This window comes from Bradyrhizobium sp. R2.2-H, from assembly GCF_004346455.1.
Taxonomy (GTDB): Bacteria; Pseudomonadota; Alphaproteobacteria; order Rhizobiales; family Xanthobacteraceae; genus Bradyrhizobium; species Bradyrhizobium diversitatis.
The window spans coordinates 426,135-447,898 of sequence record NZ_SMBR01000003.1 but is presented as its reverse complement, the minus strand read 5'-3'; the positions used below and the strand labels follow the sequence as shown (position 1 = coordinate 447,898).

Genomic DNA, 21,764 nt, shown 5'->3' with positions numbered 1-21,764 from the left:
AGGACTGGGGACCATGGCAAAAGAAGCTGGTCAGAAAGCAACCGTTACTCAGCTCGGGACCGTCGAGGCTGACGAGTTCGCGACCCTGCTGAAGCAAAGCTTCAAGCCTCGCACTGAACGCGCGGCGACCGAAGTCGAGAACGCGGTATCAACGCTCGTCCAGGAAGCGTTGAAGGATACCAGCGTCATCAAATCCGACGTCCTCGACACCATCGAGGAGATGATCGCGCGGATCGACCAGAAGCTCACCGCGCAGATGAATGAGATCCTCCACGCACCGGAGTTCCAGGCGATCGAAAGCGCCTGGCGCGGTCTGCATTACCTCGTCTTCAATTCCGAGACGGACGCCAACCTCAAAATTCGCGTGATGAACGTCTCCAAGAGCGAGCTCTATCGCAACCTCCGGCTTTACCCGGACGCCCGCTGGGATCAGAGCCCGCTGTTCAAGCAGGTCTACGAGTACGAATTCGGCCAGCTGGGTGGCGAGCCGTTCGGCTGCCTCATCGGAGACTACTACTTCAGTCATCTGCCCACCGACGTGCAGTTGATGCGCGATCTCAGCAAGATTGCCGGCGCGGCACACGCCCCCTTCTTCGCGGGGGCCGAGCCCACGCTGATGGGAATGGATTCGTGGACCGAACTGTCCAATCCGCGCGACATCGGCAAGGTGTTCGACACGCCGGAATATGCGGCATGGAAGGGGCTGCGCGACCAGGACGACTCACGCTATCTCGGTCTCTGCATGCCGCGGGTACTGGGTCGCCTCCCCTACGGCGCCAAGTCCGAGCCTGTGGAGGAGTTCGCCTTCGAGGAAGAAACCGACGGGCATACCGGCGACAAATACGGCTGGATCAACGCCGCCTACGCGATGGCAGTCAATGTCAACCGCGCCTTCAAGGAGTTCGGCTGGTGTACGCGCATCCGCGGTGTGCAGTCCGGCGGCGAGGTCATCAACCTGCCGACGCACACGTTCCCGACCGACGACGGCGGCGTCGACCTGAAATGCCCGACCGAGATCGCCATCAGCGATCGTCGCGAGCACGAACTTGCAAAGGCGGGCCTCATCCCGCTGATCCATCGCAAGAACACCGACAAGGCGGCCTTCATCGGTGCGCAGTCGCTCTACAAGCCGAAGAAGTATTTCGGCGAGAAAGGCGTGGATGCAACCGCGTCCGACAACCTATCGTCACGTCTGCCCTACATGTTCGCAGTGTCTCGCTTTGCGCACTATCTGAAGTGCATGGTTCGCGACAAGATCGGATCCATGAAGGAGAAGGATGAGCTGACGGTTTGGCTGCAGACCTGGATCAACGAATACGTTGATGCCAATCCGGCCCTGTCGTCAGAAGCTCAGAAAGCGCGCAAGCCGCTGGCCGCTGCGAAGGTTGAGGTCATAGCAAACGAGGAGAACCCGGGATACTACAACGCACGCTTCTTTCTCCGTCCCCATTTTCAACTTGAAGCGATGGACGTCGGCCTCAGCCTTGTCTCGCGCCTGCCGGGCCCGAGCTCCTGACGTCACGTCATCACGACCATCAATATCAAGATTTTTGAGAGGACTATGCTATGGCTGTCGATATTTTCTTGAAACTCGATCCGATCAAGGGCGAATCGAAGGACGACAAACATCCTGACGAAATCGATATCTTGAGCTGGTCTTTCGGCGAAAGCCAGACCGGTACATTCCACAGCGGATCCGGCGGCGGCGCCGGCAAGGTCAGCGTCCAGGATCTCCACTTCACGCACTTCGTCGACAAGGCCACGCCGGAACTGTTCAAGGTCTGCGCTAATGGCAAGCACATTGATACCGCAATCCTCACCGTTCGCAAGGCCGGCGAGAACCCGCTGGAATATCTCAAGATCGAGATGAAGCAGGTTTTGGTCACCAGCGTGTCGACCGGCGGGTCGCACGGCGAAGATCGTCTCACCGAGAACGTGAGTCTGAACTTTGCGAAGGTCAAGATGACTTACAAGACCCAGACGGAGAAGGGCGCCGCCGGCGCGTCGCCGACCTTCGGCTGGGACGTTCCTGCCAACAAGGAATGGGCCTGATCCACGGATCATCGTCTGGCGCCGGTTACCGATAGCGGAAACCGGTGCCGTGCGACGCGATCCCGCCCGCGCCTTTCGGGCTATCCCGGCTTTCGGGCTGGACGCTTGATCACGGCAGATCACGCCGGACGCCAATTGCCGCCCCCGAAGCTGCATATGCGCCGGTCGACATGGGGACCGGAATGACGCTTACGCCAAAAAAGGATCGGCTTTCTCCACCGCTCATGCTGGCCTTTCGCGCGGCTCACGAGGCACGTGATGCGCGCAAGGAGCTCGATCTGCGCGACCAGTCCGGTGAACGGATCATCGCAGGCCGGCGCAGCACGGGACGCCATCCGATCTCGGAAACATTGCTGCGGCGCGAGGTCTCCCATGACCTCGAAACGCTGCTCAATACGATCGCTCTGGAATCGACGCTGGACATGACCGGCCGGGATTGCGTGCGAAAGTCGATCCTGAACTATGGCTTTCCCGATATTGCCCATCGCTCGATCGACGAGGTCACGGACGATGAACTCAGCGACGCGCTGCGCGAGACCCTGACGACTTTTGAGCCGAGGCTCGATCGCAAGACGATCCGCGTCCGCCGCGACGGCTCGGTCGGCCCTGAGCAGCTCAAGCTGCGCTTCATCGTTCACGCCGACATGAAAGCCGAACCGCTCAACGTTCCCGTGGAGTTCGTCGCCGACGTCGAGCTCGACAGCGGCGATATTCAGATCAACCGACTTTAGCATGAACCGCGAATTCCTGGACTTCTACAATCGTGAACTGTCGCTGCTGTACGAGCAGGCGGGAGACTTCGCCGAAGAATTCCCCGGAATCGCGGAACGCCTCGGCGGCCTGATCCGGGATCGCTCGGATCCGATGATCACCGGCCTGCTGGAGGGCGCCGCGTTTCTCGCCGCCCGCGTCCAGCTGAAGCTCAAGCACGAATTTCCGGAATTCACCGCAAACCTGCTCGAACAGCTGGTTCCGAACTATCTTGCTCCGACACCGTCAGCCATGCTGGTCGCGGCGCGGCCACCCTATGCCGACCCGGCGCTGCGTGACGGCAAGAAGATCGCGCGCGGCGCGTATTTCGACGCCACGTACCGCGAGAGAGAACGAAGCCTCGCCTGCCGATTTCGACTTTGCCGCGACATCGTGCTCTGGCCGTTCGACCTCAGCGGCGCCGAGTACTTTTCGACAGCCGGCGCACTGCAGGCACTCGGGATACCGGTCGGCGGCGATGTCATAGCGGGACTGAGACTGTCGTTGACCCACCGTACCGCGGCCCGGCTCGATGAGGAACCGCCCGACACCGAGGCCCGGACCAAACCGGAAACCTGGTTTGCAGGCTGCCGCGTGGGCGAGCTCCCGATCTACCTCTCCGGCGCGGAGTCGGATTCGATCGCGCTTTACGAGCAACTGATCGCGAATTGCAGAGGTGTCTACTTCCGCCATCTCGACGACTTCGGCGATCCCGTGGTGACGCGTGCGCCGCTCGACTGCGTTCAACAGATCGGCTTCGATGAGAACGAGTCGCTGTTTCCCAACGATAATCGGATCTTCCGAGGCTCGGAGCTGCTGCGGGAATATTTCGCATTTCCACGCAAGTTCCTTGGGGTCAACCTGACCGGACTTCGCAGCGTGATGCCGCGCTTGCGCAGCAAGTCGATCGACATCGTCTTCGCTTTCGATGAACACAATTCGCGGCTTGCCGCCGCGGTGCGTCCCGACGCCTTCAAGCTCTATACTGCGCCGGCGATCAATCTGTTCGAAAAGACGAGCGATCGCATCCCCGTCAAATCGAATACCCACGAATACCACGTGGTGCCCGATCGTAGTCGCTATCTCGAATACGAACCGCACCAGGTGATCGAAGTCTACGCGCACCTTCCGGCGGAGAAGGACAAGCGGCTGGTGCGCCCGCTGTATTCGGCTGCCGTCGACCCGACCAGCGGATCGGTCGAGGGTCTCTATTTCACCGTCCGCCGCCTGCCCCGACGCCGCACGATGGAGGAGAAGACGTATGGCTCTTCGTCCGACTACACCGGGACCGACATGTTCCTGTCACTGCTCGAGCCCGGTGAGCTGAGCGGAGAAAACCCCGTTGCCGAACTCAGCGTCCGGGCGCTCTGCTCCAATCGGCATCTCACGGAGCACCTTCCGGTTGGCCACGGCGGCGCCGACTTCCGCCTGCTGGATGATACGTCCCTCGATCTGGTGTGCGTCGCCGGTCCCACGCGTCCACGGGAGCCGGTGGTGGCTCAGTTGCGCAGCCGCAGCGAGGTCGCCAATAGCGGAGTTGTCAGTTGGCGGCTGATCAACATGCTGAGCCTGAACTACCTTGGTCTTGTCGAGCGTGGTGGCGGCAAGAACGCCGGGGCGCTGCGAGAAATGCTATCTTTGTTCGCCGACCAGTACGACGACGCCACGGAACGTAAGATCCGCGGCGTGCGCTCGATCGAAAGCCGGCCGGTGGTGCGACGGGTGCGAGAGCGCACGGGTAGCGGCGCAGCGCGCGGGCTGGAGATCACCGTCGTACTCGACGAGAAGGCTTTCGAGGGGAGCGGCGTGTTCTTGCTCGGAGCCGTCCTAGAGCGATTCTTCGCCGACTATTCGGGCTTCAATACGTTTACCCAGACGGTCATCTCAACGCCGGAGCGCGGCGAGATCATGCGGTGGCAACCGCGCATGGGCACGCGGAGACCGTTGTGACGCTGATCGACCAGATGAAGTCCGAACCCTGGCGGTTCGATTTCTTCAATACGCTGCGCCAGCTGGAGCGAGCCAACCGGGATCGACCGCGGATCGGCGACAGCGCCGCTCGCCGCGACGAGTATGTCGACCTCGGTCAAGTCCCATATCTGGAGTTCCCCGCCTCCAATCTTGCAGCGGTCGACGACCAGGACGGCCGGCTCAGGATACTCGTCAAGTTTCTGGGTCTGCTCGGGCCGCAGGGCGCGCTGCCGCTTGCCACCACCGATGAAAGTCTCAGCTGGTGGCTGATGCGGGATGACGCTTTCCCGCGATTTCTCGATCTGCTCAACGGGCGCTTCCTGCAGCTGTTCTTTCGCGCCTGGGCCGATGCGCGGCCGATCGCGCAGCACGATCGACCGGCAGAGGATCGCTTCATCGCCTATGTCGGCTCCTTTGCGGGCCTCGGCTCCGACGTCTTCGCCAATCGGGACACCGTACCGGACATGGCGAAGCTCAGCTTCGCCGGGCTTATCGCCCCAAGGGCGAAGTGCGCGTCACGGCTGACGCGGTTCCTGCAGGGGCTGTTCGATGTCAAAGTCGAGATCGACGAGTTTGTCGGGACCTGGCTCGCGTTCGACCCAAGTCACTGCAGCCGGATCGGGCAGGCCCATGCCAGTCTCGGTCGAGACGCTCTTCTCGGCTCACGGGTGTTCAGCGTCGAGGACAAGATCAGGGTTCGGGTCTTCGTCAAGAATTTTGCTCAATACGAGCAGTTTCTGCCGACCGAAAGCCGCAACTTGTCGGAGCCGCTGGCGGACGCCGTCTTCTTTTATATCGGCGACGAACTGGAGTGGGAGGTTGAACTCGCCATTCCAGCGGGAGAGGTCGCCCCGGTCAGACTCGGCCAGAGCGGACGACTTGGATGGACCACCTGGGTCTCGCCGAACTGGACGTCCACGGAAGAATATCGCCGCGATGCCCGCTTTCAGCTTGGCGAGCGCTTGAGAGCCCGTCGGAGCAGCGCAGCGGATGCCGTGGCGATTTGAACCTATCGGCCGCCCCTGTCGTCCTAACATCATGGGATTCGAGGCAATTCCGCCAGGTGCGAGGCATCCGCGGAGCAATTGAGCAGGAGGGGCCGCTGTGACCGACATCAGCCTTGAAGCGGTAACCGGCAAATTGAACCGGGCTGGCTATGATGCCTTCATACAGGCTCTCCGCCACGCCAAGAGCGCCGGCAACCGCAACGTCGAGCTTGCGCACTGGCTCTTTCATATCCTGCAGCAGGACCGCACCGACCTCAGCCTCTCGGTCGACCATTACAAGCTCGACCGGTCACGGTTGCTGTCGGACCTTGCCGGCGTCATCAACGGCTTCCGCAAGAACGAAACCGATATGCCGGGCGTCGCCAATCCGGTCATCGATCTTCTCGATCGCGGCTGGCACTACGCCACGCTCTTCTTCGGCGAAACCCAGATCCGCACCGGCCATCTGCTGGTGGCCGGGCTCAAGTCGAATGACATCCGTCGCGCGCTGAACAACCTCTCCCAGGAATTTGCAAAGGTGAACGTCGACGCATTGGCCGCGGAGCGCCGCGCCGTCTGGGCCGGCTCCGACGAGGAGTCCATGCGTCCGATGGACGGCTCGGGGCTGGTCGGCGCCGGTACGGAGGGCGCGGATCAGGCGAGCCCCAAGGGGACGACGCCGCTCGACCGGTTCTCGCAGGATCTCACAGCCAAGGCCAAGTCGGGCGAGATGGACCCGATCCTGGGTCGGGACGAAGAGATCCGCCAGCTGATCGACGTTCTGATGCGGCGGCGGCAGAACAATCCGATCCTCACGGGCGAAGCCGGCGTCGGCAAGACGGCCGTGGTCGAGGGTTTCGCCCAGCGGATCGCCGCCGGCGACGTGCCGCCACCGCTACGCGGTGTCAGGCTTTGCGCGCTCGACATCGGCCTGATGCAGGCCGGCGCCTCGATGAAGGGCGAATTCGAGCAGCGCCTGCGCTCGGTGATCGATGAGGTGCAGAGTTCACCGACCCCCATCATCCTGTTCATCGATGAAGCCCACACACTGATCGGCGCCGGCGGCGCAGCCGGCACCGGTGATGCAGCCAACCTCCTGAAGCCTCCCCTCGCCCGCGGCACGCTACGCACGATCGCCGCCACCACGTGGGCTGAGTATCGCCAGTACATCGAGAAGGATCCTGCGCTCACGCGGCGCTTCCAACCGATCCAGATCGACGAGCCTGACGTCGAGACCTGCTGCGTGATGCTGCGGGGCCTTCTCGGCCCGATGGAAAGGCACCACGGTGTTCGCATCTCCGATGCTGCAATCGTTGCAGCCGTCAACCTCTCGCACCGCTACATTCCCTCTAGACAGCTACCGGACAAGGCCGTCAGCCTGCTCGACACCGCTTCGGCCCGCGTGGCGATCAGCCAGAGCGCGACACCGGCCTTGATCGAGGATACGCGCGTCGCGATCACCGCTCGCGAAGCTGAGAAATCGGCGCTGGTCAGCGACAGCGACCTGGGCATTGAGGACAACGAGCGCGTTGCCGCGATCGACAGCGATATCGCAACACTGAAGGACAAGTTGACGAATCTCGAGGCCGACTGGGCCAAGGAGCAGGAGCTAGTCAAGGACATCCGCAGCATTCGTGACATCCTGTCCGAACCCGGGAAAGATCAGGATCCGGCCGCCAAGCGCGCGGAGCTGCGCGGCAAGTTCGAGACGCTGGAGGGCATCAATCCGGAAAAGCGGATGGTCTACGCCCATGTGGACCAGCAGTCGGTGGCGTCCGTGGTGTCCGACTGGACCGGCATCCCGGTCGGCCGGATGATGCGGGACGAGATCGAAACCGTGCTGAAGCTGCCGGAGATCCTCAACCGCCGCGTCGTCGGCCAGTCCCACGGCTTGACGATGATCGCCAAGCGAGTTGAGACCAGCCGTGCCAAGCTGGACAACCCGTCGAAACCGATCGGCGTGTTCATGCTGGCCGGACCGTCCGGGGTTGGTAAAACCGAAACCGCCCTGGCGCTCGCCGAAACCCTCTACGGCGGCGAGCAGAACATGATTACGATCAACATGTCGGAGTTCCAGGAGGCGCATACCGTCTCGACCCTCAAGGGAGCGCCTCCCGGCTATGTCGGGTATGGCGAAGGCGGGCGTCTCACGGAGGCCGTCCGGCGCAAGCCCTACAGTGTCATCCTGCTCGACGAAGTGGAGAAGGCCCATCCCGACGTCCACGAGATCTTCTTCCAGGTGTTCGATAAGGGCGTCATGGAGGACGGCAACGGGCGACGGATCGACTTCAAGAACACCTTGATCATCCTGACTACCAACGTCGGCACCGATCTGATCATGGGGCTTTCGCGCGATCCGAAGTATCGCAATGAGCCGGAAGAGCTCGCCAGGATGCTGAGGCCGGAATTGCTCAAGGTATTTCCTGCCGCACTGCTCGGGCGCATCGTCTCGATCCCCTACTTCCCGCTCTCGGACGAGATGCTCGCCGGCATCGCCCGGCTGCAGCTCGACCGCATCGGACGGCGACTGCGCGACAATCACAACGCGGCCTTCAGCTACGACGATGCAGTCGTGGAGCACATCGTGTCACGCTGCAACGATCCGGATTCCGGCGGACGCATGATCGACAACATCATCACCAATACCCTGCTGCCGGAGCTCTCGCGCGAATTCCTCAGCAAATCGCTCGCCAAGGAAGAGATCAGGCAGACGCGCGTCTCGATCGCGGACGACAAGTTCGCCTATTCGTGGAGCTGAGCGCGATGAACATTCAGTCGGAGCATCGCCATCCCGTTACCGGCCCCACGCCGTATGACGAGGTCTACTACCCCGGCCACGTCTACGGGCTCACCCACCCCAATCATCTCGCAACGATCGCCACCGTTTACGGCATGCAGCCTGCTCCGGTCGAGCATTGTCGGGTGCTGGAGCTCGGCTGCGGCGTTGGCGGCAACCTGTTGCCGATGGCCTTTCAATATCCGGACAGTGAATTCGTCGGCGTCGACCTGAGCGGCGTGACGATCGAGCGCGGCCAGCAGAATATCGCGACCTTGGGTCTGAGCAACATCAAGCTTCTGCACTGTGACATCATGAATGTCGACACAAGCTTCGGGAAGTTCGACTACATCATTGCGCACGGCGTTTACTCCTGGGTACCGCCCCACGTGCGCGAGAAGATGATGGCGATCTTCAAGCAGAATCTGGCGCCGCGCGGGATCTGCTATGTCAGCTACAATGCGCACCCATTCTCGCACCTTCGCGACATGGTCCGTGACATGATGCGGTATCACACCCGCCGCCTCACCGGCATGAAGGAGAAGGTCGGACAGGCCCGCGCGATCCTGAAGTTCCTGAGCGAGGGCTCCAAGGCGAACACGGTGCACGGCGCCGTCATGCGGGACCAGTACAATCGTGTCCTCAAGGCTCCGGACGAATTGTTGTTTCACGACGACCTCGACGACGACGCAACCGCCTTCTTGCTGCACGAGGTCGCCGAGGATGCCGCCCGACACGGCCTGCAGTATCTCGGCGATTCCCATTTCGCGCGCCGCTATCTCGCCGGCCATTCCGAGGAGGTCCGCGCCACGCTGCAGCGCTTCCCGGAGAGCGAGTTCATGGCGCGCGACCAGTATCAGGACTTTGTCGACGGCAACGGCTTCCGTCGTACCTTGTTCTGCCACGACGACGTTTCCCTCAACCGGCAGATCGACGTGGATTTCGTCAGGCGATATCACCTCCTGAGCACGACCAGCCCGGTCGATCCCGAATCCTGCCTGACCGACGATTCCCCGATGGAGTTCGAGAACCACGATGGCAGCAGGATTACGGTGACCAATCCGATTCTGAAGGCCGCGCATTTGTGTCTCGGCCGGGCCTGGCCGCGGGCGCTGTCATTCAGTGAGCTGCTGGACGGTGCGCGCGCGCTGCTGGACGGCCGCCGAGCCGATGATGACGAACGGGCACTGACGGATGCGATGTACATCCTGGCCTGCAGCGGCGAGGTCTCCTTCCTGGTCTCGCCGCCCTTCCTGTTGAAGGAAGTTACCGACCACCCGCAGGCGAGCTTGCTGGCCCGCAAGCAGTCGCAGACAGGTCCGCTGGTCACCAACCTCCTCCACCAGACTGTACAGTTGGAGGACGACCGGACGCGGCATTTCCTGCAACTGCTCGATGGCGCTCGTACCATCGACCAGCTCACGGCCGAAATGACCGCAGCATTCGGGTCGACCATCCGGGTCGAACAAAAGGATAAGGACGGAAACCCCACCGAGCCGCTGTTGCTGTCAACCCGAGAGAGCGTCGAACGCTCGCTTGCGATGATTGGCAAGCTGGGCTTGTTGGTCGCGTGATGCGATAGCGATCCAACTCTAGACGACGGCGTCAGACCACCGCAGCGGACGACAAGATACGCGCCTGACCTTCCGAGCTTGGAATTTTGCCGGACACCACTTGATTTGTGCGGGCTTGCCGAACGTGTCCCGTATTTGGCTGCCTTTGCCTGGCGATGCGCTACATCGCCTCCGTTCGCGCAGTTGAGCGTGATCTGTCCGCCTGTAATATTGCTGCATCAACGGTAGGCGTGCGTCGTCACGACGGGAGCTGGACCAGTGTCTCGCATGGGATAATTATATTGTTCGACTGTACGGTCGGGTTCATCAGGAAGCCCGTGTTGTTCTTCGTCGTGATGTGGCCCAGACCTAGCGCATGCCCGATCTCATGCGCGGGCACAATATTGGTGTTCACGCTTCCGGGCGTCGCGGGATTGAACCATAGCATCCGATTGCCGGGATCGCCGCGCCCGGCAACGTTCGAGTCTTCGTCATCGATGATTTGTGTTGAAATGAACATGGTGATCGCCGCACGATTGGTGACGAGCGACTTCAGATCGTCAAATCGGAATTCCTGCGCCGTGCTCAGCGGGCCGAAGCCGGAGCGGATGCTGAGTTTCTTGTTCGGATCGATCGGCACTGCCCGGCCTTCGGTGGTCACGGCATCGACGATTCGGCTTGTGCCAGATGTGAACGTCAGGTTTGCCTGATTGTCGTAGATCCGACTGACGACGCTGGTAACGGCGCGCTGCGTAGCGATCATGAGCCCGTTGGCGAGCGTCGCCCGACCGAGATGGATCACGTCGATCGGAATCGAAGACGCCTTGCGCACCTGGAGGCGAACCGGGATCGGACCCCTCTGGCCTTCGACGATGACGCTCAAGTCGGCATCACCCTCCAAACGTCCGATGACCGTGACGGTGTCGCTCGTTCGTTCGAGGATTTCCACCTTAGGACTCTCGAGGGCAAATCCCACCGCAGCGCCATTTGTCCCTTTCAACTTCAGCTTCCGCGTCTTGCCGATCGGAACCATCTGGCGAACCGGCGCAAGGCCGTCGAATGCCGACCATTCGTCGCCGACCAGCCTGAGCCTTGCGGCACTGAAGCCGCGCGCATCGCATGGTCCGAATATCGGACCGTCCGGCGTAATCGTCAGGTTCACGTCAAGCCCGCCGCCCTTGCGACGGTTGAACATCAGACGCATGCGCTTGATCGTATTCTTTTCAGGGTCGACGCGACCGTCGTGCAGCAGGTCAATTTGGGCATTCTGAAACACGAGAATCGCGTCGATCACCGGCTCCATGGCTTCCGGCGTGTTGGTCAGATCGTTGATATCGAGCGTTCCATCGGCCCCGCCGTCCTGGGGCGCGATGCCGTTCAACAGCGTCTTGATCACGAAGATATCGTCCGGCTGGTTCGAACCCTTCAGGCCAACGGATTCCGCGATGGAGAAACCGATCACGTTGATGGGTTTCAGGTTGATCACCATGATCCGCTCCGTCCGATGATCTCCGCGCTTTCCGATGGGTCTCATCGGGGCTCATGAGGTTCAAAGGGCGCGGGCGCGGCAGCGATCGCGACGACTTCCTATTCTACCGCACCTTTCCCGCCTCTGACCAAACTGCGACATCAAACGGCATCGCATGCTGCCCGAGCCTTCAATCCGGTCCTGTCCAATGGGAAGGATTCGAGACGTACATCTTTCCTCGCGTCACGAAAGCGGACAATTCAAGTCCAACACCCAAAAGCGGCAAGTCGAGCACAATGACGCCCGAGCCCTTGGCTGCCTCAAGTCCTCCGTACAGCGTGTGAAGTGCATTTCTCACGTTCTGAAGTATTCCAACAGCCGTAAAGGCGTTTCGCGCATTTAGCGTGGGCGCCACGTATTTGCCGTTTTTCAAGCCATCGATGAAGTACTTGCTGTGATGGATGGATTGTAGTGCCGATTTCGAGATCAGCTTTTCGGTGAATGCGACATTGACGCCCCAGTCATTCAGGGATTCATGGTCCAACTCATATGGGACCCTGAACCCAAAGCCGATGACGGCAACGGCCCCTCCGCTGCCTCCAAGACCCAATCCCCACCGACTGCTAACAATCTGGAGATCAAAGGTCTCCAAATCTCCCAAGTTCACGACGTACGCGGTCGTGCTCTCGACGCCGCCGATTAACAACTGCCCGCCAGATTTAACGCCGAAGCCGAGCCAACGCTTGAAGAATTTGCGTTCCGCCGGATAGTACTGAGGTCTCGTTTGAGGCGGCGGTGGCGGCGGTGGCGGCGGTGGTGGTGGTGGGTTTGGTTTATTCCAAACTGAGATGATAACACCACGCCAGGTCTCGTTTTCCACCCCGTCCATTTCACCTGCATACTTGGCCGCGCGTTCCCCTTTCGCCACCTCGAACGCGACTTTGAAATTGTTGGGCACTTGCTTCCGAAGCAAATCAACGACGGCCCGCAGCCTATTATGCGACAATAGCATGTTGAAATCGTCGCTACCGGTACGACTTGCAAGTCCTATGATTGTAAGGCTTCCTCCGTCCCTTAATTTCGGAGCGACGACGTTATTCAGCCAATTGGAATGTTCCGGCTTTATGGCGAACTTGCCGACGTCAAAGTTGAATAACTTCGCCGCAATCGTATCCGATGCCTGCGATCCGTACTCCAGGATTTTCCCGGGTGATGCCATGTTGTTTATCTCCCAACGGAGAGACCGACTGCGAAACGGGTAGAACTCGGATTGAAAGATCCGCCTATCAATTAATGGGTCGCTCTGGACGTTTTGGCGGTTCATCGTCGCCCTCAGATATCCCGTCAGCTACTTGAAGGTGCCATCGACGCCGTCGAGGTAGGTGAAGGCGAAGCCATAGGACACTCCGTGGTTTCGAGCGGAATGAGCGTACGCGGCGTTGGCTTCATCGCGATGTCGCAGCGAAGCCGTTCGGTATCGCCCTGCAGTCGCGAGAGGACCCTGCAGCTTCCATGCGAACTTGGAGTGTTAGCCGGGGAAGTCGCGGAACTCCTTGACGAGATTGAACGGAATTTTCCACCCGGCGCCTCCGCCGCGCATCAGCATCTTGATGTCTTCCGCCCTGTTTTCTTTTCCGGTTTTCGGATCGGTCTCCAGCGTGTGGCCCTGGCTGTCCCAAGGTTTGCTCGCGCTCTTCGAGTAGTAGCCGAGAAAATGCCCGGCTTCATGGGCAGACGTGTTGGGCCCGCGTTGTGAGCTGATGAAGGCAAGGTCTAACGATCGAGCAAACGATCCATTGGGGAATGAGCCATTGGACCGAAGCTTATCGACGCAGAAAATGGTGAGATGGGCGCCCTTTACTTTGTGCTTGACGAAGAAGCTCTTCAGTTTCTCGACCTCGATCACATCGGGAAGGACCGCCAGGCTCGCATCCTTCATGCCAGTGGCATTGGCAAGCTCCCCTTTGACGGCAGCCTGCGAGTCGTCGATGACCAGCGAGTCGCTTGGCACCCGCTCGAAACGGATGTTGGCCTGCGGCCTCCATATACTGTTCATCGTCGCCAATTCATCTTGCTCGTTGCAGGGCTTCTTGGCGTGAAACGCCGGAGCGCCGCTGGTCCCCGGAACCATGACGTTGCGGAACGCCACCTTGATCTTGATCTCTGGCAGCACGGCCACATGGAGCCTGGCTTCGATCTTCCGGCCAGCCGACCGAGCCACCACCTCCAGGCCGGGAAAGCCAATCGGCTTGATCCGGCCGTTGATTTCGAAGAACCGTGCATCGCTGTTGAAGGTGGCAGGAAGCGACGCCGCCCTGAGCTGCGGATCGATATCGGGTCCGGAGAAGGTGTCTCTGGCTTGCACTATGCGTCTAAGGGTATCGGCGCCATTGATCTCCTTGATCCCGAGGGCATGGGGATTAGGATCGACTTTGAGCTTTCTTCCGGGGTCGATCAGCGCCACGATGTTGGAGCCCCCGAACGGCACCACCATGCCCGGCGGGCTGCGGCGCTCATCGACGCCGGAGCGGCGGAAGACCTCTTGAAAGGCGGCCATGGCTAGTTCTCCTGTCCTCGTCCGGTCCGACAACGCCAAATTCACGCCCGGAAATGAGAGCCTCCGTCCTGTGGGAAGTGGCTAGATCGTCCCGCCGCCGACGAAGATTTCGACGACCACGGCGCGATTGGCGGCCCTGTTCATCACGGTCGTGTTGTCCTTCAGATACTCGTAGTGTGAAGCAGGCTTGACGGAGAAGACGCGCGAGCGGGCGCTTGGGCCGAACAGGCGAAAGACGTTCCTGGCGCGGCCCGTGCGCAGGAAGATGTTGTTCCGTTCGCCGCCGGCGCTGTCGCTGTATCCGACGATCTGAAACTGCAGCGACTTGTCGGTCTCGAAGCGGATGAGCTGCGCTGCCAACAGCGGATCGCGCTTGGCAATGTTCTTGAGATGCCGCCAGTCGACTCCGAAATCCCAGATGATGAGATATTGGCAAATGCCGGCCGGCGGGACCAGACTGACGTCCACACCGAGATGGCCGACCTCGGTACGGGACGTTGCGACTTCATTGGCCACGTAGGGAAAGACGGCGGCGCTGTGAACCTTGGCAAGCGGCGAGCACTGCGGTTGCGTCGCCATATTCGGCATCTGCTCCACCGGGCCCGGCGGCGTGTATTGCGGCAGTGGCTGCGGCGCGCGTCCCATGGCCATTTCTCCCATTGTCCTGCGCAAAGCCGAGCACTGGAGGGAGCCTCGGTTCCCACCACGGCTATGACTAGTAGTGACGCGAGCGGTCGGGAAAGTTCAAAGGTGAAGGTACGGTGCCTCGACAGTCATTTCGGGGCGATGCGCAGCATCGAGCTGTTGTTCGGGGCCAGCCCCGGCGCGCTCACAGCGGCGAGCCGGCCGCCTTGCCTGTGAAGGTCCAGGCGGAGGGTACGCCAGACGCTCGAGCTGCGGCGCCTAGCGCAGCGGCAGCAGATCCAGCTGGCTCTGCGCCTTCTTGACGGCGGCTGCGAACCAGCTCTGGCTTGGCGCTTCCTTGGCAAAGCACTTGGTGTAGGCGTCCATCGCCCGGTCTTCACGGGCCATGGCGTCCTGCGGGGTCTTCCTGGCCATCATCTGCTTCCAGACCTTCTCGCAGGCCGGGATTTTAGCCGTCTTCACGGCGTCCGATGTGGCGATGAAGAAGACCTTGTCGTCCTTGATGGCGACGACGTCGATTTCATGCGGTGGTGCCTTGAGATCGCCATTGCCGCGCAGGCCGAGCACGGCGGCTGCTGCTGCTGGCAGAGCAAGGCAAGCGATCTCATGGCAATCCGGAAGACTGGTGCGGTCTCCAGTCTTTGTGCCTGTGCCGGGCGGGAAGGTTCATCCGTCGGCGGAGTGCGGGAGCCCTACTCTGCCGGTGTCAGTTGCTGCCGATTCAGGCGTATCGCGGCGGTCTCACGCACGCGAACGCGGGCGCGGCGCTTGCGCCACCAGATCACGACGCCGGTCACAGAGAGTGCCGCCACCACGAGGCCCATGATCGAGATCAGGATGCGGCCGAACAGCCCGACGATGCGGCCCGAATGCAGCGGGAATTGCGCCTGCACGAAGATGTCGGCGGCGGTGCCGACCCAGGGCAGTCGCTCGCCGATGGGGCGGCCGTCCTCGCTGTCGTAATAGAGTTGCGCCGGGCCGACGCCGCCTGCGCCGTGGTCGTCGCCGGGGTGGAAGAAGGCGGCGGCATAGACGCCATGGGCTGGCCCGTAGCTGAGCGCGCCGACCGGAGTGCTCCAGCCACGGGCTTTGCCGTCGGCGGCAGCGCGGGCGGCGATCTCGGCGAAGGTCATCTTCGGCTCGATGGGGTCGTCGAGGCCGCGATAGGGCCGCTGCTCATAGGGCGTCGGCGTATAGTTCGACACCATCTTCATCAGCGGCGAGAACACCTCGAAATAGAGGTTCAGCGAGAATGCCGTGAAGGCGATGATGAACAGCACGCCCCAGGTCCACAGGCTGAAGGCCCGGTGGATGTCGAAATTGATCCGATAGGCGCTGCCCGAGGTCTTGATGGTCCAGGCCGGCGCCCAGCGCGCCCAGAAGCCGCGCTCGAGCTGGCGTGTGACTTCAGGCGCCCGCGCCGCCTTGGCACGCCGCCGCGAGGGCAGCGTCAGATAGAAGCCGACGAAGCAATCGATGGTCCAGATGATGGCGATCACGCCGAGCACGCGCATGCCCCAGCGGTCGCTGCCCCAGAATTCCGGGATGTGCATCGTGTAGTGCAGCTTGTAGAGGAACGAGACGAAGTTCTCTCGCGTCACCGGCCAGACTGCGCCCCAGTAGCGCCGGCCAAGCTCGGCACCCGTGTTGGGATCGAGGAAGACCTGATTATAGTCGAGCGGGTAACGCTTGCCGGTCGCGGGATCGATCCGCGGCATGACGAAGAACCACAGCGAGTGGCCCTCTTCTGGCGTCATGAAGAGGTAGACGACGCGCGCACGGGGATCGCGCTGCTCGATCATCTTGGCGAGCTCGATCGAGGGAATGGCCGGGCCCTTCGTCGAGACGTCGAACAGATGGCTGTTCAGGACGTCGTCGATCTCGTGATCCCAGGAGATGATCGCGCCGGTGATGCCGGAGAAGAACAGGAATCCGGCCGTGAGCAATCCCGCCCAGCGATGCAGCCTGCCGAATATCGCTCTCATCGTCTTCCACTCTCATCCAGCGGCCCGGCCCCCGGTGCCAGACCGTCTTCCGTTCGAATTCACCAGCGATAGGTCAGCTTGCCGATCGCCTTGCGCCCCTCGGCATAGAAGCATCCCGCCAGGCTGTAGCACGCAGCGACGTAGCGCGTGTCGGCAACGTTGGTCACGTTCAGCGACAGCCGCCAATTGTCATGGGTGTAGGCCAGCAGCGCGTCCAGCACGGTCGAGGCACCCACCTTGAAGGTGTTGGCCTCATCGCCCCAGGTCGCGCCGACATAGCGGATTCCGCCGCCGAACTGCAAGCCCGCGAGCGGCCCGTTCTGCAGCGTATAGTCGCTCCACAACGAAGCGCGGTTGAGCGGCACCGTGACCGGCGCCTTGCCGACATTCACCGGATCCTGCGTGACCATGGCATCGACATAGGCATAGGCGGCGCGCAGGTTCCAGCCGTCGGCGAGCGACATCGTGCCTTCGAGCTCAATGCCGCGCGATTTCACCTGCCCGATTTGTTCGTAAAAGGTGGCTGCAGGCACGTACACCGCGAGGTTGTCGCGCGTCAGGTCGAAGGCGGCAAAGGTAAACAGCGCGTTCCAGCCGATCGGCTGGTACTTGACGCCGACCTCGTACTGGACGCCGGTCTCGGGATTGAGCATCTGTCCGCCAAAGCCGGTCGCGAGCAGCGGCAGGAACGATTCCGAGTAGCTGAAATAGGGCGCGATGCCATTGTCGAAATTGTACATGACGGCGGCTCGCCCGGTGAAGGCCGAAGCGTCCTTCGCGACCGTCGTGTTGGCGATGCCGTTATCGACCTGCGTCGTCACGAAATCCTGACGGCCGCCGAGCTGGAACGAGAGCCGGCCAAGCTTGATCTGATCCTGCGCATAGAGGCCGACCTGCGACTGCTTGACGCCAGTCTTGTCGCTCGGCACGCCGTCCACGGCATAGTCGTAGCTATACACCGGGTTGAAAACATTGATCGTCGGAGACGAGGTCGTCACGCCATAAGCGGTGTCGCGGAAGGACGTGTTGCGGTAGTCGACGCCGACCAGCGTGGTGTGGCTGAAAATGCCGGTGTTGAACTTGCCCTGGAGCTGATTGTCCACCGCAAAGGAGTTGATGTAGGAGTTGCTGTAGCTGCCATAGCGCGCGAGCTGCCCTGCGGCTTCGTCGGTATAGCCGCCGCCGTAAAACACCTTCTCCTCGTTGTGCTGATAGGCGTAGCGCAGGTTCTGGCGGAACGTGATGTTGTCGGTGAAGTTGTGCGCCAACTGGTAGCCGACGGTCGCGATCTCGGTGTTGAACGCGTCGAAGCTCGGCACGCCCGCGAAGAACGAGACCGGAATGGTGCGGCCGTTGTTCGGCCACACCGTACCCGAGGCCGGCAGGAACTGGAGACCCCACCCTGCTCGATCGCGCTGATAGTTGGCGAGCAAGGTGATGGTGGTGTCCTCGTTCGGCTTGAAGGTGACGGCGGGCGCGATGAAAACGCGATTGTCCTTGCTGAAGTCGACCTGCGTCTCGCCGTCGCGAACCACGCCGGTGAGACGCCACAGCACCGTGCCTTCCTTGTTGGCGGGGCCGCCCATGTCGAACTGGCCCTGATAGCGGTTGAAGCTGCCGCCGGAAATCGAGACTTCGCCGAACTGCTGAGCAGTCGGCAGCTTGGTCACATAGTTGAGGATGCCGCCGGTGCCGCTGCCGCCATACATCGCGGAGGACGGACCTTTGAGCACCTCGATGCGCTCGGCGCCATAGGGATCGAGGCCGTTGAAATGCACGTAGTTGCTGGACGGAATCCGCAGGCCGTCGACGTAGAGGCCCGGCATGGTCATGTCGAAGCCGCGGATCTGGAGGCCGCCGAACCGGGTGTCCGAGCCGCCATTGACGTCGCCGCTCACGCCGGCGGTGTAGCGCAGGGCCTCGCCGATCGAGACCGCGCCCTGGTTCCTGATCTGGTCGGTGGTGATGACGGACACCGACTGCGGCGTCTCGATCAGCGGCGTATCCGTCTTGGTGGCGGTGCCGCTCCGCGTCGCCACGAAACCGCGCACGGGACCATTGGCGCGCTCGCCCGTGGCGCCGTTCGATGATGCCGACTGAGTCGGGGCGGCCTGCTGCGCCGGAGCGCGACGATTGGTGCGTGCGGTGCGCGTTGCCGCCGCCCTTCGCGACGAGGCAATCGCCACCGGACGGGTGCGCTCCGCCGGTGCTTCCACGGTGACAGCGGGAATTTGCGCCTGCGCTCGCGCAGAACCGAACGGCACGGTGAGAGCAAGTGTGCTGACCGCACCGAAGAAAAGCACCTGGATCCGTTGACGACGCATGTCGGAACGCAAAGGAAACTGGAAGTCTGTCACGTCTCGTAAAGCCCCACGCACTGCCGGCTTCGCCGGTTTTGTTCTTGATGCCCCGCCCTAACTCAGGCGGTTTGGGAGTGCGATAGGAACAACGTTAGAATTTCTCCAGACGTGTGTGCAGCATGCACGACCAATGCGCTCATCGGCAGGCTGACGTTGCCCGCCGTCCCTGGGCAGCCTTCGTCCCGATCTGACCCGATTGATTTCGGAGTGTTTCTGTGGTGACGCGTCTTGTGTCTGTCGGCGGTGCGATCGGAATCAAGCTCCTGCGGACCGATCGCGGCTCAGGGCCAATCGGCGAAATTCAGCGTTGGCCTTGATCGCCCCGCCCTCACGCGTGCAGCAACGCGTCGCCGCCACATGCCGGGCGCCTCACCGGTGTGCTTGCGGAAGAAGCGGCTGAAATAGGCGGTGTCCTTGAAGCCGAGCGCGAACGCGACCTGCTTGACGGCGGCCGTGCCGGCCTCCAGCCGCGCCGCGGCTTCCTTGACGACACGCTGCTGGATCAACTCGCTTGGCGATCGCTGGAGTTCGCGACTGCACAGCGAGTGCAGGCGGTCCGCCGTTATGCCGAGCAGATTGGCGTAGTCGCTGACGCGCAGATGCTGGTGATATCGTTCCTCGAGCAGTCGGCGGAAGCGGCTCAAGACGTCCGCATTGCTGCCCTGGTCATCCTGATCGCTATTGCCGGCGAAGAGACGCCAGAAGCGCAACACGCACAGCGTCAGCTCGGCGGACATGATCGACCCTGCACCGCTGCGCGTCGGCAATGCGAGCTCGGTTGCGATTGCTCCGATCGAACGCGACATCGTCGTCACGAGTTCAGGCTCGACCGGCAATGTCATGATGCCCGCGGCGCTTTCGAGGGCCAGATAGGCCGGCTCCGCCGATGGTGGCAGGAAGCGGTGCCATACGCCGGAGCGCAATTGCAAGAGCTCGGCAGTCGCTCCGGCGGATATCTCCAAATACTCGGCCGAGCCCGCCGGCAACCAGATCAGAGCGGGCCCGGTCAATGCGATCACCTGACCGGCCTGGCGGATCTCGGCAGCGGAGCCGCGATGAAGGCAAAGCAGGTGGATGAACGGCCGCGTCGCCTTCGACCCAAGCATCCAGCGTCTCGCAACATAGTGCGATCCGATCAACGCAGCGCCGACCGGTGCCGATGCCGCCGGTGCGGCGATTGCGACCGGATGGGCGCCCGCGACCGCTCGACGCACCTGACCGATGCGACCGGAAACGTCCAATCTTTCCCCGGATTTGTCCATTGTGCGAACAAAACCGACAGTGCTTGCTAGGTCAAGTCCCGATCGCGGCCGGCTTCCGAGCGGCGCCGAAGAAATCAGGACGATGAGGAAGCGACCAATTTCATCGTTGCGAACAATCGCTTGAGTGAACACGAGGGAGGATCGACATGTTTTCGGCGAACCGTCGAACGTTGCTGCGCGTCACTGGCCTGATGGCTTTCGCCACGGCGCTGGGGACCTTTACGTCCGCAGCCGATGCGCAGGAGAAGATCCGGATCGGCTATGCCATTTCCAAGACCGGGCCCTATGCCGGCGGCGCCGGCATCACCACCTTGCCGAACTACGAGCTGTGGGTGAAGGACGTGAACGCCGCGGGCGGCATCAAGCTCGGCGACAAGAAACTGCCGATCGAGGTCGTTGAGTACGACGATCGCAGCAGCTCGGAGGAAGCGGTCAAGGCGATCGAGCGCCTCGCCAACCAGGACAAGGTCGATTTCATTCTTCCGCCCTGGGGCACTGGCCTCAATCTCGCCGTGGGGCCGACGTTGAACCGCCTCGGCTATCCGCACCTCGCGGTCACCTCCGTGACCGACAAGGCCCCGGAGCTGGCCAAGCGCTGGTCGAACGCGACGTTCTGGCTCGGCACCTCGGCGCAGATCTCCGAGGCGCTCGCCGAGCTGCTTGGCAGGCTCAAGCGCGAGGGCAAGATCGGCGGCACCATCGCGATGGTGAGCGTCGCCGACCAGTTCGGCATCGAGCTCTCCACGGCCGCCCGCGAGGCTTTCAAGAAGGCGGGCTTCACCCTGGCCTACGACAAGACCTATCCAATGGGGTCGCAGGACCTTCAGCCCTTGCTCAACGATGCGATGGCCGCCAAGCCCGATGCCTTCATCGCCTTCAGCTATCCGCCTGACACGATTGCGCTGACCGAACAGGCGCAACTGCTGAAGTTCAACCCGAAGATCTTCTACGTAGGCGTCGGCACTGCCTTTCCGCTCTACAAGGGCAAGTTCGCCGCCAACAGCGACGGCGTGATGGGGATCGGCGGCTGGAACGCGGACTCGCCGCAGCTCAAGGACTATCTCGCGCGCCACAAGGCCGCGACCGGCAAGGAGCCCGATCGCTGGGCGAGTTCGATTACCTATGCGAGCCTGCAGGTGCTGCAGCGGGCCATCGAGAAGGTCGGCAAGCTCGATCGCGCCGCGGTCGCGGCGGAAATCCGCGGGGGCACGTTCGACACCATCATCGGCAAGGTCAAGCTGAAGGACGGGCTGCTCCAGGAGGTGTGGAGCGTCGGCCAATGGCAAAACGGCGAGTTCTACGGCCTCGCCCCAACCTCGCTCCCGGGCGCACGCGCGCCGGTCGTACCCAAGGCGCAATGGCAGTGAGTCCGGCAGGCAGGCCTTGCTTCACGAGGCCT

Annotated in this window: 15 protein-coding genes and 1 pseudogene; 8 read left to right on the top strand and 8 right to left on the bottom strand. The window is 62.0% G+C overall.

Annotation, left to right across the window (positions count from 1 at the left end):
• The first annotated feature begins 13 nt into the window (after nt 1-13).
• From tssC to EDE08_RS09610, 7 genes are all read left to right on the top strand, one after another.
• Nucleotides 14-1,516 carry a type VI secretion system contractile sheath large subunit gene (gene tssC / locus EDE08_RS09640; protein WP_061881607.1) on the top strand — a complete coding sequence of 501 codons (1,503 nt, stop codon included), beginning with the start codon at nt 14-16 and terminating at the stop codon, nt 1,514-1,516.
• 50 nt (nt 1,517-1,566) lie between these two features.
• Complete coding sequence (locus EDE08_RS09635) at nt 1,567-2,052, top strand: Hcp family type VI secretion system effector (RefSeq protein WP_061881606.1); 486 nt, start codon at nt 1,567-1,569, stop codon at nt 2,050-2,052.
• Nucleotides 2,053-2,234: 182 nt separating this feature from the next.
• The gene (gene tssE / locus EDE08_RS09630; RefSeq protein ID WP_131868661.1) at nt 2,235-2,783 is read left to right on the top strand and encodes a type VI secretion system baseplate subunit TssE; all 549 of its coding nucleotides are present in this window, start codon (nt 2,235-2,237) and stop codon (nt 2,781-2,783) included.
• Nucleotide 2,784: 1 nt separating this feature from the next.
• Nucleotides 2,785-4,752, top strand: a complete 1,968-nt coding sequence (tssF, locus tag EDE08_RS09625; RefSeq protein WP_131868660.1) for a type VI secretion system baseplate subunit TssF — start codon at nt 2,785-2,787, stop codon at nt 4,750-4,752.
• Nucleotides 4,716-5,780, top strand: a complete 1,065-nt coding sequence (tssG, locus tag EDE08_RS09620; protein WP_131868659.1) for a type VI secretion system baseplate subunit TssG — start codon at nt 4,716-4,718, stop codon at nt 5,778-5,780. Before tssF ends, tssG begins: the two co-directional genes overlap by 37 nt.
• A 97-nt stretch (nt 5,781-5,877) precedes the next feature.
• Nucleotides 5,878-8,517, top strand: coding sequence for a type VI secretion system ATPase TssH (gene tssH / locus EDE08_RS09615; RefSeq protein ID WP_131868658.1), 2,640 nt, complete (start codon nt 5,878-5,880; stop codon nt 8,515-8,517).
• 5 nt (nt 8,518-8,522) lie between these two features.
• Nucleotides 8,523-10,109 (top strand): class I SAM-dependent methyltransferase, encoded by a 1,587-nt coding sequence (locus tag EDE08_RS09610; RefSeq protein WP_165935815.1) that lies wholly within the window; start codon nt 8,523-8,525, stop codon nt 10,107-10,109.
• Between the two features lie 238 nt (nt 10,110-10,347).
• Here EDE08_RS09610 and EDE08_RS09605 read toward each other — a convergent pair whose 3' ends face one another.
• The 8 genes and pseudogenes from EDE08_RS09605 to EDE08_RS09570 all read right to left on the bottom strand — a co-directional run bounded on the left by EDE08_RS09605 (nt 10,348) and on the right by EDE08_RS09570 (nt 20,209).
• Nucleotides 10,348-11,577 carry a matrixin family metalloprotease gene (locus EDE08_RS09605; protein WP_165935816.1) on the bottom strand — a complete coding sequence of 410 codons (1,230 nt, stop codon included), beginning with the start codon at nt 11,575-11,577 and terminating at the stop codon, nt 10,348-10,350.
• Between the two features lie 169 nt (nt 11,578-11,746).
• Nucleotides 11,747-12,775 carry an OmpA family protein gene (locus EDE08_RS09600; RefSeq protein WP_131868655.1) on the bottom strand — a complete coding sequence of 343 codons (1,029 nt, stop codon included), beginning with the start codon at nt 12,773-12,775 and terminating at the stop codon, nt 11,747-11,749.
• A gap of 309 nt (nt 12,776-13,084) precedes the next feature.
• Nucleotides 13,085-14,113, bottom strand: coding sequence for a hypothetical protein (locus EDE08_RS09595; RefSeq protein ID WP_131868654.1), 1,029 nt, complete (start codon nt 14,111-14,113; stop codon nt 13,085-13,087).
• A gap of 81 nt (nt 14,114-14,194) precedes the next feature.
• Entirely contained in the window at nt 14,195-14,758 is a 564-nt protein-coding gene (locus EDE08_RS09590) for an OmpA family protein (RefSeq protein WP_131868653.1), read from the bottom strand.
• A 258-nt stretch (nt 14,759-15,016) separates the two neighbouring features.
• Nucleotides 15,017-15,349: pseudogene (locus EDE08_RS09585) on the bottom strand (hypothetical protein); the annotation flags it as partial.
• 101 nt (nt 15,350-15,450) lie between these two features.
• Nucleotides 15,451-16,743: a siderophore utilization protein FsrB gene (fsrB, locus tag EDE08_RS09580; RefSeq protein WP_131868652.1), complete on the bottom strand. Its 1,293-nt coding sequence runs from the start codon at nt 16,741-16,743 to the stop codon at nt 15,451-15,453.
• Between the two features lie 59 nt (nt 16,744-16,802).
• Nucleotides 16,803-19,067 (bottom strand): TonB-dependent siderophore receptor, encoded by a 2,265-nt coding sequence (locus EDE08_RS09575; protein WP_502700579.1) that lies wholly within the window; start codon nt 19,065-19,067, stop codon nt 16,803-16,805.
• Nucleotides 19,068-19,384: 317 nt separating this feature from the next.
• Entirely contained in the window at nt 19,385-20,209 is an 825-nt protein-coding gene (locus EDE08_RS09570; protein WP_245312134.1) for a helix-turn-helix domain-containing protein, read from the bottom strand.
• A gap of 302 nt (nt 20,210-20,511) precedes the next feature.
• On the opposite strand from EDE08_RS09570, the gene EDE08_RS09565 reads away from it, so the two are divergent.
• The gene (locus EDE08_RS09565) at nt 20,512-21,732 is read left to right on the top strand and encodes an amino acid ABC transporter substrate-binding protein (protein WP_131868650.1); all 1,221 of its coding nucleotides are present in this window, start codon (nt 20,512-20,514) and stop codon (nt 21,730-21,732) included.
• Nucleotides 21,733-21,764: the final 32 nt, after the last annotated feature.

Coding starts and splice junctions, on each gene's coding strand:
- EDE08_RS09635 (WP_061881606.1), top strand. CDS start 1,567: ATGGCTGTCGATATTTTCTTGAAACTCGATCCGATCAAGGGCGAATCG.
- EDE08_RS09600 (WP_131868655.1), bottom strand. CDS start 12,775: ATGGCATCACCCGGGAAAATCCTGGAGTACGGATCGCAGGCATCGGAT.
- tssF (WP_131868660.1), top strand. CDS start 2,785: ATGAACCGCGAATTCCTGGACTTCTACAATCGTGAACTGTCGCTGCTG.
- EDE08_RS09605 (WP_165935816.1), bottom strand. CDS start 11,577: ATGGTGATCAACCTGAAACCCATCAACGTGATCGGTTTCTCCATCGCG.
- EDE08_RS09575 (WP_502700579.1), bottom strand. CDS start 19,067: ATGCGTCGTCAACGGATCCAGGTGCTTTTCTTCGGTGCGGTCAGCACA.
- EDE08_RS09570 (WP_245312134.1), bottom strand. CDS start 20,209: ATGCTTGGGTCGAAGGCGACGCGGCCGTTCATCCACCTGCTTTGCCTT.
- EDE08_RS09565 (WP_131868650.1), top strand. CDS start 20,512: ATGTTTTCGGCGAACCGTCGAACGTTGCTGCGCGTCACTGGCCTGATG.
- fsrB (WP_131868652.1), bottom strand. CDS start 16,743: ATGAGAGCGATATTCGGCAGGCTGCATCGCTGGGCGGGATTGCTCACG.
- EDE08_RS09610 (WP_165935815.1), top strand. CDS start 8,523: ATGAACATTCAGTCGGAGCATCGCCATCCCGTTACCGGCCCCACGCCG.
- tssC (WP_061881607.1), top strand. CDS start 14: ATGGCAAAAGAAGCTGGTCAGAAAGCAACCGTTACTCAGCTCGGGACC.
- EDE08_RS09590 (WP_131868653.1), bottom strand. CDS start 14,758: ATGGGACGCGCGCCGCAGCCACTGCCGCAATACACGCCGCCGGGCCCG.
- EDE08_RS09595 (WP_131868654.1), bottom strand. CDS start 14,113: ATGGCCGCCTTTCAAGAGGTCTTCCGCCGCTCCGGCGTCGATGAGCGC.
- tssE (WP_131868661.1), top strand. CDS start 2,235: ATGACGCTTACGCCAAAAAAGGATCGGCTTTCTCCACCGCTCATGCTG.